Annotated in this window: 12 protein-coding genes and 1 pseudogene; 9 read left to right on the top strand and 4 right to left on the bottom strand. The window is 51.2% G+C overall.

The window, feature by feature from the left end:
- The first annotated feature begins 74 nt into the window (after positions 1 to 74).
- Positions 75 to 1,016 (top strand): magnesium transporter CorA family protein, encoded by a 942-nt coding sequence (locus tag ABC395_RS09440; protein WP_413002482.1) that lies wholly within the window; start codon positions 75 to 77, stop codon positions 1,014 to 1,016.
- A 150-nt stretch (positions 1,017 to 1,166) separates the two neighbouring features.
- The gene (locus ABC395_RS09445; protein ID WP_413002483.1) at positions 1,167 to 1,481 is read left to right on the top strand and encodes a hypothetical protein; all 315 of its coding nucleotides are present in this window, start codon (positions 1,167 to 1,169) and stop codon (positions 1,479 to 1,481) included.
- Positions 1,482 to 2,003: 522 nt separating this feature from the next.
- Here ABC395_RS09445 and ABC395_RS09450 read toward each other — a convergent pair.
- The 4 genes from ABC395_RS09450 to ABC395_RS09465 form a co-directional block, all read right to left on the bottom strand.
- Positions 2,004 to 2,333, bottom strand: a complete 330-nt coding sequence (locus tag ABC395_RS09450; RefSeq protein WP_413002485.1) for a DUF5665 domain-containing protein — start codon at positions 2,331 to 2,333, stop codon at positions 2,004 to 2,006.
- A gap of 124 nt (positions 2,334 to 2,457) precedes the next feature.
- Positions 2,458 to 2,823: a YtxH domain-containing protein gene (locus ABC395_RS09455; RefSeq protein WP_413002486.1), complete on the bottom strand. Its 366-nt coding sequence runs from the start codon at positions 2,821 to 2,823 to the stop codon at positions 2,458 to 2,460.
- A 78-nt stretch (positions 2,824 to 2,901) separates the two neighbouring features.
- Positions 2,902 to 3,162 carry a GlsB/YeaQ/YmgE family stress response membrane protein gene (locus ABC395_RS09460; protein WP_009675502.1) on the bottom strand — a complete coding sequence of 87 codons (261 nt, stop codon included), beginning with the start codon at positions 3,160 to 3,162 and terminating at the stop codon, positions 2,902 to 2,904.
- A gap of 101 nt (positions 3,163 to 3,263) precedes the next feature.
- Positions 3,264 to 4,178 (bottom strand): LysR family transcriptional regulator, encoded by a 915-nt coding sequence (locus tag ABC395_RS09465; protein WP_413002488.1) that lies wholly within the window; start codon positions 4,176 to 4,178, stop codon positions 3,264 to 3,266.
- A 130-nt stretch (positions 4,179 to 4,308) separates the two neighbouring features.
- Here ABC395_RS09465 and leuC point away from each other — a divergent pair.
- The 7 genes and pseudogenes from leuC (at position 4,309) to ABC395_RS09500 (ending at position 12,535) form a co-directional block, all read left to right on the top strand.
- Positions 4,309 to 5,731, top strand: a pseudogene (leuC, locus tag ABC395_RS09470) (3-isopropylmalate dehydratase large subunit).
- A gap of 35 nt (positions 5,732 to 5,766) precedes the next feature.
- Positions 5,767 to 6,375: a 3-isopropylmalate dehydratase small subunit gene (gene leuD / locus ABC395_RS09475; RefSeq protein WP_413002490.1), complete on the top strand. Its 609-nt coding sequence runs from the start codon at positions 5,767 to 5,769 to the stop codon at positions 6,373 to 6,375.
- 300 nt (positions 6,376 to 6,675) lie between these two features.
- On the top strand, positions 6,676 to 8,082 hold the full coding sequence (locus ABC395_RS09480) for an N-acetylmuramoyl-L-alanine amidase family protein (RefSeq protein WP_413002492.1): 1,407 nt from the start codon (positions 6,676 to 6,678) through the stop codon (positions 8,080 to 8,082).
- 21 nt (positions 8,083 to 8,103) lie between these two features.
- On the top strand, positions 8,104 to 8,688 hold the full coding sequence (locus ABC395_RS09485; protein ID WP_413002494.1) for a GerMN domain-containing protein: 585 nt from the start codon (positions 8,104 to 8,106) through the stop codon (positions 8,686 to 8,688).
- Between the two features lie 38 nt (positions 8,689 to 8,726).
- A complete protein-coding gene (locus ABC395_RS09490) occupies positions 8,727 to 11,414 on the top strand; it encodes an S-layer homology domain-containing protein (protein WP_413002496.1) in 2,688 nt (895 codons plus the stop codon).
- Positions 11,415 to 11,567: 153 nt separating this feature from the next.
- On the top strand, positions 11,568 to 12,227 hold the full coding sequence (nth, locus tag ABC395_RS09495; protein WP_413002497.1) for an endonuclease III: 660 nt from the start codon (positions 11,568 to 11,570) through the stop codon (positions 12,225 to 12,227).
- A 29-nt stretch (positions 12,228 to 12,256) separates the two neighbouring features.
- Positions 12,257 to 12,535: a hypothetical protein gene (locus ABC395_RS09500; RefSeq protein WP_009675599.1), complete on the top strand. Its 279-nt coding sequence runs from the start codon at positions 12,257 to 12,259 to the stop codon at positions 12,533 to 12,535.
- The last annotated feature ends 168 nt before the right edge of the window (positions 12,536 to 12,703 follow it).

The following is a 12,703-nucleotide window of genomic DNA, read 5'->3' on the forward strand; positions in this document are numbered from 1 at the left end:
AGATTGCAGAAAAGAACACGTTGTTACAGCGTGTTCTTTTTTAATGACAACATACCGGTAAAGGAAGGGTACGCATGGAAGATAAAGAGCTGGAATCTTCATCGAATTGGGTTTGGCATGACCTGCATGATAAGGACGGAAACCTCAATGTGGCGATCGATACGCTGCCCGAAGAGCTGAAACCGCTCGTGGAACAGGCGGCGGCGGAGCCGTTTGAAGCCCGTTTATACCGTAAGAAAGGAAGCGAGCTGCTGGAAGGAGCCTTTTATTACGACTTTGAATCCGAATGCCTCAAGGGCACTCCGATCTTTCACTTTCTTGTTAATGAAAAGCATCTGGTTACGATCAATTTCAAAGAAGAGCTGCTGGCTCCCTTTGATCCCGATTTGATCCGCGAACAGACGTTAAATGCCAAGAATGCGCTTGAAGGTCTTTTCGTTATCCTCGGTTATATTGCGGAACGGCTGCTGCATGTCCTGACGGATTATGAGAAAAGAATGCGGCAGGTCGGCGAGCATATGAGAAAACGAAACAATTCCAAGCTGCTGGACCGAATTCTTGACCGCCGCCATGAACTGCTCGATATGACGAAATGGGTGCGTCCGCTTAAAGACACGATGATGACGGCCAAGGAGCTGTTTGTCGAGAATATGGAAGAAGGACTCGAGCACCGCAGAACCTGCATCAAAATCGAGCGTATTATGACGCGGCTGAAGCTGTATACGGAAGAAGTGGAGGCTCTGCTGGCCCTGGATACGAGTATCGCGAACTACCGTGGGAATGAAATTACGAAGACGTTGACGGTGTTCACGGCCGTGTTTGCTCCTCCTACGATGCTTGCTGGAATATGGGGAATGAACTTTGAAAATATGCCGGAGCTGAAATGGACCGCCGGCTATTATCTTGCTCTCGGTCTTATCGTGGCTTTGCCGATGATAGTCCTTGGCTGGCTTCATTGGAAGGGCTGGACGGGCGATATCATCAAGGGGAAAAGCAAACATTCCAATCTGAAATAAACGGGTGCGGGCCCCGTCAGGGGCCGATCCGGCAATACGGTTGACGGGTAGTTGCGAGAAAAATTCGTTTCAAGCAGGGGGAAATATGGGTAAATAATAATCATACCCAATTAAAAATGAATTCCCAATCTAATGAAGGCGGTGAGTCTTATGACAGTCAAATATACGATCGACTGTGAAGGCAGCGAAATTCTGGTTCGTGAAGTTGACGGGGCAACATATCAGCTTTGTATACGTGCTAGTACGAACCCGCTAGGCAATGGGAATGTTTTGGAAACGTATTCAGAATTTTACCGGGCGGTCCGTGCAGCCGACCATTTCTGCCAAACGTATGCAAAAGCGAAAGAACACGGCTTTTACCTGCAGGAGACCTTCTTGGTGAAACCGGATAAACACCCGATTCCGGTAAGTAAAATCCTGAACGAAGAGATGCAGAACGAACAAGTGGATGCACTCTTTGTATAAGATTTGCGAATAACGACAGCCTTGTGCAGAGCGTTCTCTGCCGGGCTGTTTTTTTGTTGAACAGCGAACAGAGAAATCAGAGCGGATTCTTAAGCATGATCCGAGGGAAGAGCAGAGCACGGGGACAAAACATAGGAGGGAAGCAACCGACATCATTGACATACAAAAGCATCAGAACGCAGAAGAAAGGCGGGGGAGGGAAAGATGAATAGAAAAGTAAAGGAGCAAGTAAGAAGCAAGTAAGGAGCAGGTAAATTGGACTGAGAGCAGAATAATAGAACGTTCAATAAGATTAATACAAGCTTCCTAAAAAGCTCCAGACGAGATAAGAATACACTTTGAACAAACTACGCATGCATTAAGTGACGACTAAAATCGATTAATAGGCTACTCATATAAGAAAACAAGAACCGATTGCGAACGGCCCTTCACAAGCAGTTTGATGTACAGGCAGGACGAATCTTAAAAACGCGAAGCAAAAAAAGACTGCCCGGAGATGGAGCCCGCCCGGCAGCCTTTTTTCTATTTATACATATCCACGTAGGATACGAGCTTCGCGATAAATTCACCGATGATCGGCATGGAAATGAATTGGGACACGAGCCAGCCGAGCAGAGCGACTACAACCGTCGTCCCGATCGTAAGTCCCAGGCCTCTGGCCAAGCCGGCAGTGAAATTCGTAATGATCCGTTTACGCGGATTGAGATAATTTTCGATCACATCTTTATACTCGGAGCGTTCCAGGATGGTAGCAAGGCGTTCCAGCGCCAATTCCTTCCGGCTCGGTTCCTGGGAAGGAATCGGTACCTCTCCAGGGACTCGGCGCTCACGGGTGGGAGAAGACTGTCTCATAAGGAATGCACCTCTTTCGGTCAGTTTGAACGGCTCCTGTACGGCATTCGCCAAAACAGCCAGCTCTCCGCAGAGAAGCTGGCTGCCGATGCTCGGAACAATTCCAATGGAGTTCCAGAAGCGTTTAGTTCATCGGTTTATTGGACTGGTCCATGCTGTTCAGCATCTGGTCCGTACGCTCTTCTTTCATGTCTTTTACATTATCGAGAGCACGGTTCGTGGAAGTCGCCGCGCTGCTTACCAATTCCTTCGAACGGTCGACCAGATTGCTGGTCTGCTCGTTCACACGGCTGGCTACATCCGCAACTTTCGTTTTAGCGTCGGACGCGAGTTCTTGACCTTTCGCCATCCATTCGGAATATTTAACCGAGAGGTCTTCTCTCATCTCACGGCCTGTTTTAGGGGCAAGAAGAAGGGCAGTGATCGCGCCTACACCTGCACCTACCAGAGTACCAAGCAATACGCCATTACCTTTGGATTCGTTAGACATATGATCCATCTCCTTTACCTAATATCATTTTTTTAAAACACAAGATACATTTATAGAAATGTGAAGTGTTTCCGCGGGTTAAGCATTGGTGCGGTGAAAAGCGCGGCTGGCAAGGCCGATCAGGAAAACGAATAACGCTGCACCGATAATAGCCGGGATGACAGAGAAGCCGCCGATTTCGGGACCCCAGCTGCCGAGAAGCAAAGAACCGAGCCACGCTCCGACAAAACCGGCCAACATGGATCCCAGTATGCCTCCGGGCATATTGCTTCTTACGATCGCGTCGCCGATAATCCCGATGACTACGGCCATTATAATAGTAATAATGAAGCCTATCATAGTTCCACTCCCCTTTAACTGATTGATTCTGCCGTACTTTTTTCTACCCGTCAGCAGGAGAGATGAAACAAACGGAACTTCGGAATGTTGCCGGTAATCCGCTATTCGAGACCGCCCTGGTCTTTCATGACCGCCTGGATCGTCTCGATAAAAGCGTCCGCCGCTTTGGACAGATACCGCCCCCGCCTGTGGGCGATAACGAGAGTCCGGGAGGGGTGGTTCCGGAGCGGAAGGTGAACGGGGGACAGCTCGCTGCGGGTTCTTTTGGCAATAAGATAAGGTACGAAAGCAATGCCCATGCCGGCTGCGACAAGCGACTGGACCGTCTCCATATTGGAACTTTCGAAAACGATGTTAGGGGTGAATCCGGCTTCCTGACAGAGGGCGACGTTGATTTTACGGAACCCCTGGCCTTTCTTGAGCGCGATGAACGCTTCGTTTTCCAGCTCGGAGATTGTGACGGGTTCCCCGTTTTCCATGTGACGCTTGGCCAGAGGATGGTTTGGCGGAAAGGCGATGACGATTTCTTCGTCCAGAAGGTGGGAGTAGACGAGCGAATCTTCCTGCATGGGGAGAGCGAGCAGGGAAATGTCCGTCTGGCCGCTGGTCGTCAGTTTCTCCAGATTGGCGGAAGTCTCCTCGACGAGAACGACTTCGATATCCGGATAGGCGGCCTGGAAGATGGGGAGAACATACGGCATGATCGTTGAGCCGGTGATCGGCATGCTTCCGACAACGAGCTTGCCTTTCTTCATCAGGGAGATATCTTCCATCTCCTGCTTCAACTGTTCAAGTGAATCGAGTATGGCCTGGGCTTTATCGACAAAAATAGAACCGGCATGAGTCAGCTCTACGGAATTGGTGCTGCGCTGGAAAAGCAGAACGCCTATTTCGCGTTCGAGCTTGGACAACTGCTGGCTGAGCGAAGGCTGGGCAATATGAAGCTTCTCGGCCGCCCGTGAGAAGTTGCGCTCCAGAGCGATTTGTACGGCGTATTGCAGTTGACGTAGTTCCATATGAAAGCTCCTCTGATTATTGGTTTTACCTATGAAGGTTATAGTTATTATATCTTGGAACAATGAAGAAAGAAATGTTAGCATAAGATTATCAATTAGATTAACGGAATCTTTATCTGGGGTGAGCGACATGAGTAAAAAAACATTATTCGAAAAAATTTGGAACAACCACGTGATTTATCAAGAAGAAGGAAAACCGAGCATTCTGTACATCGATCTTCATCTCGTACACGAGGTAACTTCTCCGCAGGCTTTCGAAGGACTCCGTCTGAGCGGGCGCAAGGTTCGCCGTCCTGAGCTTGACTTTCGCCACGATGGACCACAACGTTCCGACGAAAGACCGTTTTAACATTAAAGATCCGATTTCCAAACAGCAGATCGACACGCTTTCGCAAAACTGCCGCGATTTCGGCGTTACTCTGTTTGATCTTAACCATGTGGATCAAGGCGTTGTCCACGTTATGGGTCCCGAACTCGGCTTGACTCATCCGGGCAAGACGATCGTCTGCGGCGACAGCCACACGTCCACACACGGTGCCTTCGGCGCCCTGGCGTTCGGTATCGGCACAAGCGAAGTCGAGCACGTGCTTGCCACGCAGACGCTGCAGCAATCGAAGCCGAAGACGCTGGAAGTCCGCGTAAACGGCGCCCTGCCTGTCGGCATAACCGCAAAAGACCTTATTCTGGGCATCATCGCCCAGTACGGAACGGATTTTGCGACAGGCTACGTCATCGAATATACGGGCGAAGCGATCCGCGGTTTGTCCATGGAAGAGCGCATGACCGTCTGCAACATGTCGATCGAAGCCGGTGCCAGAGCGGGACTGATCGCTCCCGACGAGACGACGTTCGAATACCTGCGCGGCCGCCAGTACGTGCCGCAGGATGAGGCATTCGACCGGGCGGTCGAAGCCTGGAAGCTGCTGACCACGGACGAAGGCGCGTCTTACGACCTTGTCGTTGACTTCGACGCCGCATCCCTCGTGCCGCAGGTTACCTGGGGCACAAGCCCGGGCATGGGCACGGGCGTCACGAGCAGCGTGCCTGATCCGCAGGAAATGGCAACGGAGAACGAGCGTAAAGCGGCCGAGAAGGCGCTTGAATATATGGGCCTTGAGCCCGGAACACCGATGACGGAGCTTACCGTCGACCGCGTATTCATCGGCTCCTGCACGAACGGCCGCATCGAGGATCTGCGCCGTGCCGCGGCTGTGGCGAGCGGCTACAAAGTCAATCCGAACGTGAACGCGATCGTCGTTCCCGGTTCGGGCCGCGTTAAACTGCAGGCCGAGAAAGAAGGTCTCGACAAGATCTTCGTCGAAGCGGGCTTCGAGTGGCGCGATGCGGGCTGCAGCATGTGCCTCGCCATGAATCCGGACGTTCTCAGCCCGGGCGAGCGCTGCGCGTCCACATCGAACCGCAACTTCGAAGGCCGTCAGGGCCGCGGAGGCAGAACGCACCTTGTTTCTCCGGAGATGGCCGCAGCAGCGGCGATCGAAGGCCGCTTCACGGACGTGCGCGGCTGGACGTACAAAGTGCCGCAAGAAGCGTAACCAGAACGAGATAACAGGAAGCGAGGAAATCAATCATGGAAGCATTCAAACAACATACCGGGCTCGTCGGTCCGGTTGACCGTGTTAACGTAGATACAGACGCTATCATCCCTAAACAATTTTTGAAGCGTATCGAGCGCACCGGATTCGGACAATTTCTGTTCTTCGAATGGAGATTTACCGAAGACGGCCAAGTAATCCCGACTTTTGACCTTAACAAGCCGCGTTTTCAGGGAGCTTCCGTGCTCATTTCGCGTGCGAACTTCGGCTGCGGATCTTCCCGGGAACATGCGCCTTGGGCGATTCTCGATTACGGCTTCAAAGTCGTCATCGCGCCTTCTTACGCGGATATTTTCTACAACAACTGCTTCAAAAACGGCATTCTGCCGATCAAGCTGAGCGAAGAACAGGTAGAAGAATTGTTCCAGCGTACGGCGCAGCACGAGGGCTACAAGCTGAACGTCGATCTGGAAAACAAGACGCTGACAGACGAGTATGGTCTGAAGATCGATTTCGATCTTGACGAGCACCGCCGCCAATTTCTTCTTCAAGGGCTTGACGATATCGGACTGACGCTGCAGCATGCGGATAAAATTTCCGCTTACGAGGCTCAGCATCAAGACCGCCTCGCATTGAATCTGTAGACGGCGTATGGCCCGTCTTCCAAAAGCCGTTTCCTGCCGCAGGAAACGGCTTTTTTTTGCATGTCTTTTCTTTTCCAATATATCTCTTTAAATCTACCAAACTGCCTCAAAAAAGCCGATATTAAAGGTTATTAGGCGAATTCGTGCAACTTTTGGCATTAAACCTGCGTCTAACTCTATGTTCGGCGCCGTCGAATCTATGCTCTCGTTGTCTGACCGTAGCATAATTTGGTAGAATAGAGATGAGGCGGGCAACTCGGCGAGAAGAGACGAACGCTGAAAAATAAGTGTAAGAGGTGTATGATGAAACTTTGGTCCACTGTCGCCACGCTGCTCATGATCGCTCTGCTCCTGCCCTCATTGGCTTTCGGTGCAACGTCCCCCCCAACCGCTAAAATCGTGCTGGACGGCAAGACGCTGACAACCGAAGTGGACCCGCTCAACGTGGATGGTAATGTGTTGGTTCCGATTCGGCAAATTTTCGAGAAACTCGGTGCCAAGGTGACCTGGGATCAGTCGAAGCAGACCGCGACTATTGTTCGTGACAGCATGAAGATCCAGCTTACAGTCGGTGACCGCAAACCGGTCGTCAACGGAAGCAGGGCTGAACAACTTGAGGTCGCCCCGATGAACGTGAAGGGCAATGTGCTCGTTCCCGTTAGGTTCGTCGGACAGAAAATCGGCTACGATTTCAAATGGGTTCAAGAAACCAGCACAGTACAAATTTTCCCGAAGAGCGGACAAGGCTCCGGTGCGGGAACACCGCCCACAACACCTACACCGACGCCGACGCCGAATCCCGGCCAGGTATCGGACAAAGTGCTTGTGAAAACGATCCAACTGACCAAGGATCAGCTTCTGGTCGGAACGGACAAGAAGTCTCCCCAGGCGAATGTATTCAAGCTTACCTCGCCGGACCGGATCGTTATCGATCTGCCGGGTACGGAGCTTGACGCCTCGCTTGCCGGTAAACTCGTCAACAATGTCGGTGAAGTCCCTTCCCTGCATCCGATGGTAGAGAAGGTGAGATTTTCGAATTTCAACAATGATCCGGCAACCGTAAGAATTACGCTTGACATGAAAGCGAAAGCGGATCTTACGTTCAGCGCCGCAGCGGGACAGGCAAACCTGCTTGTTGGAGTTTTGAAAGCTCCGGAACCGGGTAAAACCAAATACAAAGTCGTTATTGACGCAGGTCACGGCGGAACGGATTCAGGCGCGGTTTCCCTGACCAATAAGAAAGAAAAGGATTTTGTACTGGCCGTCGCGAATAAAGTAGCGAAGCTGCTGGAGAAAGAACCGAATATCCAGACGTATATGACGCGTTCGACGGACACTTTTGTCACACTGAAAGGCCGTTCCGAATTTGCCAATAACCTGGACGCCGACCTGTTCCTTTCGATTCACGCGAACAAGGCGACTCCGACAGCAGGCGGTACCGAAACCTTCTATTACGAGCGTGCGGACAGCAAAGCTTTCGCGAACGTCGTTCAGAAGCATTTGCTGGAAGCGACCGGGTTTAAGGACCGGGGAGTAAAAGAAGGCGACCTTCACGTAGTGAGAGAAACGAAGATGCCGGCAGCTCTTGCCGAAGTCGGATTTTTATCCAACGCGCATGAGGAAGCTCTGATGTACACGTCCGCTTTCCAGGACAAAGTCGCGGCCTCTTTCGTAGCTGCCATCAAAGAGTATTTGAAGATTTCGTAATAAGCAAGGAGTGGGTGTAGCATGAAGAAAAAATTATGGGTACAGGGGATCGTGGTAAGCTCTCTGGTGTTGGCAGTCGCATCCGGCTGCGGCCAGAAACAGCAGCCTCTGGCAAGCAATAACGGAGGTTCCACACCGGCACCGGTGCAAACCGTGAGCCCTTCACCTGAGCCGACTATTTCCGTAAAGCCGTCACCATCTCCTTCACCGGAGGCTAAACAAACTGAGATTAAAGCTTATTACAGCGATCCGGATCTTACGAAGCTGGTAGAGAAGAACGTCAAAATTTCTTATAAAACCGAAGGGGACAAGTACAAGTCGGCCCTGGAAGCTTTGAAGAAAAGCGACGACGCGCAAGCCGTACCGCTTTTTAACGACGTCACGTTCCAGTCCGTCAAATTCGAGAAGGACGAGCTCAAACTCGATCTGAAAATGGGCGAAGGCGCACAGCTCGGCTCCGGCGGGGAACAGTTTTTCCTGGATGCGTTGAAGAAAACGGTATTCCAGTTCCCGGAAGTGAAAGCCATCTACATTACGAAGGACGGCGGACAGGTGGAATCCTTGATGGGCCATATGGATCTGCCTTACCCGATTAAACGCAAATAAAGAGAGAACGTGCAATCGAGAGGAGAACACGGGCAAGCATGAAAACGAATAAAACCGCAATGTTGCTGGCAGGCGCTTTGATCGCCTCCAGCATTTCTTTAAGTCCGGCTTATGCGGACAACAACACGACCGAGAAGACGTCATCCGCTCAATCCACCATCGCCGAAGCGCTTAAGAAGAATTTTCCGGATGTCGTAAATACACATTGGGCACTCAGACACATTACCAAACTCGCGCTTGAAGGAATTGTGGAAGGCGATGAGAAGGGCAACTATCGTCCCGAAGCTTCCGTATCCCAGCAGGATGTCATCATTATGGCGGTCCGCACACTCGGATTCGAATCCAGCCTCAGTGAGAATACTTCTTACAATCTCCCTCTGAAAGTGGACACTTACGCTCAGAAATATGTAGCGGCCGCTATTGAGAAGAAACTGATTTCCGTTGACGAAGAAAAGGACGGCTCGAAAAACTGGGGCAGCAAGCCGGCTTCCCGTGAATGGGTAACGAAGCTGACGATCCGCGCGATCGGTCAGCAGGAAACGGCTAACGGCCTGGCGGACGATACGCCGGCTTTTACCGATCTGAAGAGCATTTCAAGCTGGGCCAAGCCGTACATAAGCGCGGCTACCGTGCTGGGAATCGTAGACGGATTTGAAGACGGAACTTTCCGTCCGAAGGGAGAAGTCACCCGCGCTCAAATGGCTACGTTCCTCAGCCGTGCCGAGCGTCACAGCAAGAACTTGTCTTCCCGCGTCGTACGCGGCTATGTGAATCATGTAAGCGCGGATAAGATCAGCATTTTCGATGAGAAGGGGAAAACCGCTTCTTATAAATTGACGCCGGAATCCGTTTTCTACGGAAACAAAAACGATAATCCGATCAATTCTTCGGAGCTGGCGTACACTTATCAGGTTTCCCTCGTCCAGCAGGGCGGAACGGCTTACTATGCCGAGGTCCTCAAAGACGAAGACCGCTCCGAGAAAGTTACGGGAACGCTGCTAAACGTGAAAGACCGCAAGCTTACTCTCGATAATTTCGAAGCGTACGAAATTGGCAGCGGCGCCTTGGTGCTTGATGGCAAAGGCCAGGAAATCAGCCTGTCTTCGCTCGTCGTGGGCAGCAAGCTGGAACTCCGCCGCAACTCCATCACGGGGAGCAAGGAATACGGCCAAGTGGTCGTCCGCGAAGTTCCCGTGAACAAAACGTCCGAAGGCACGGTACAGAGCGTGAACGGCGACACCGTGGCGCTTGTGGACTTGACGAGCGGACAATCGGAGTCGTACACATTGGCCAAAAATCCGACGATCGTAGATGCGGATAACCGCCTCGTCGATAAAACCGCGATCAAAGCGGGAGACGCCGTCTCGTATACGATTGAGAACAGCCAAATCACGCAGGTTAAAATCAAAACGAGAACCGGCGTCAGCAAGACGGTTAAAGGTATTTTCTCCAGCCTCAGCGGGGATAAAACGGGTATCTTCTACAAGGAAACGGACGGCAGCTTCGGCGCGAGCAAATTAGCTCCTAACGTTCAAGTTGTCATTGACGGGGTCGGTTCTCCAAGTCTGTATGACCTGGATGAGAACGACGAGCTGACCATGGATATCGCGAACGATCAGATCGTGAAGATCACCGTGACGAACCGTTCGATTTCCAACCTTTTATTCGCTACGTTTATTCGTTTCGATTCGAAATACAACCAGCTGAACGTCCAGCATGCGGACGGAACGCCGGGCGCCTACACGATTTCGGACAATACGGTCGTGACGTACGGCGGCACGTCGATGTCGTTTAAAAACTATCCGGGCTTCGCTTCCCTTTTCACTGAGGGCAAGAAAGTTGACCTGAAAGTATCGAAAAATAAGGTGACGGCGATTCAGCTTTCCCTTGACGTCAGCGGCACGATCACGCAAATCAACACGGTAGCCAATGAAATGTCGATCCGTGCGAACAACGGACAGTCGTTTACGTTCAAAATGTACTCGCCGGCCGTTGAAATTCCGAACAAAAGCGGAGCGACCCTCGCCGATCTTAAAATCGGGGACCTGGTAACGGCATCCCTCGATTACAATCAGGCGGGCGTAACGAAAGTCGTCGTTGACCGTTCCACGCTCGTGAAGGTTCAGTATGTAAACAGCTCCCAGCAGGTTACGGCCGTAGACGATCTTAACAACGGCTTGACGTTTACCCTGAAAGACACGAAGATTGTGAAAAGCGACGGTACATCTGCCACAGCGGCCGATATTTTACCGGATGACTACCTGTATGTGACCTATAAAGGCGGAAGCGTCGTGAAAGCGGAGATCGTAAGCCCGTCCCGCGGTAAAGTGACGAATGTGGATTCCGTCAACGGCACGCTGACCATTCAGGAGCCGACAGGCAAAATCCAGCTTTACACGATCGGAACGGATGCAGTGGTTAAGAACGGCACGACCCTCATCGGTCTGAATGCGATAAAAGCCGGAGATCGCGTCCAAGTGATTAAGCAGTCGAACGGCAAAATCAACGTCCAGCTCGCCGCTGCCATGACCAAGACCTTCAGCAGCTACGAGTACGCGGTGAATCAAATCCAGTTCGACGCGAGCGGTTCTACCGAGCGTTACAATATCCACCGCAGCGCTTACTATCACAAAGGCACCGAAACCCTCACCGCCTCCTCTTTCAACAAAGGAGAGACGGTAACGGTTTATATCGTGGATAACAAAATCATCGAAATGGAAAAGTAAGGATTGCCTGGCCGCCCTCTCCGGAGGGCGGTTTTTTGGTTGTCAAAATTTTTTTGAAAAATGTTCGTATTTGTTTGCATCCTTCCATTGCAACCTGACAAACATTCCGCTACACTTGTAAAAGGAAAACGGGGAATTGAAGAAGAGGTACTCATGAATCAGAAGGTAAGGCACATTTTGGACACGATTGGTGAAATGTTTCCAGACGCTCACTGCGAATTGAACCATTCGAATCCGTTCGAGTTAACCATTGCGGTGCTTCTATCCGCCCAGTGTACAGATGAAACCGTGAATAAAGTCACCCAGACGCTGTTTCAAAAATATAAGACGCCGGAAGATTATTTAGCCGTCCCTCTGGAGGAGCTTGAGCAGGACATCCGACGCATCGGTTTGTACCGCAACAAGGCGAAGAACATTCAGAAGCTGTGTCAACTCATTCTCGAACGCTACGACGGCCAGATTCCGACCACACACGAACAACTGGTGGAGCTGCCCGGTGTAGGCCGCAAAACGGCTAACGTAGTCGTTTCCAATGCTTTCGGAGTTCCTGCAATCGCCGTCGATACTCATGTAGAACGGGTGTCGAAGCGGCTTGGACTGGCGGGCAAGGACGACTCCGTACTCGAAGTCGAGAAGAAACTGATGCGAAAAGTGCCTCGCGAGGAATGGACCTTGACGCATCACCGGCTTATTTTTTTCGGCAGGTACCACTGCAAGGCGCAATCGCCCAAATGCGACATTTGCCCGCTGCTTGACATCTGTCCGGAAGGAAAAAAGCGTATGAAAATCAAGAAAGTACGCAAAACTAGTTAAAAAGAATGTGTAGTGAGGGATGAGTAGAAATGAAATGCATAGCTGTTTACACGAAAGATTTTGAACTATTTTCCGATTTGTACGAGACAATCATGAACACACCGCTCTCCGAAAATGAAGAAAAAGAAATTCAAGGCGTTATCGTCAGCGAATCCGGCGAAGTGCCTGAGAACTATCTCGAAAAAATGAGAACAAAACCGGAAGTGGTTGTCATGAAAGTGAAAGAAGGCGACATTACCATCCTTCAACACGGCGATGTTTTCGAAATCTTCCTTCCGGAAGAAAAAGAGAGCGCAGTGGTTTCCTAAACCGCTTTTGCTCCGCGCCAACCGGGCTTCCAAGCAGGTTACCCGTCTGTCCGCACAGGGACACGCCGATTATCCCGGCGTCTGTCTTCCGTGCGCGAACGGACGGGTTTTTGCGTATAAACAGAAATTGACTTCCGCTACACCCGGGATTACACTTATACCGATATC

The sequence above is a fragment of the Paenibacillus canaveralius genome (assembly GCF_047238265.1).
GTDB lineage: Bacteria > Bacillota > Bacilli > Paenibacillales > NBRC-103111 > Paenibacillus_F.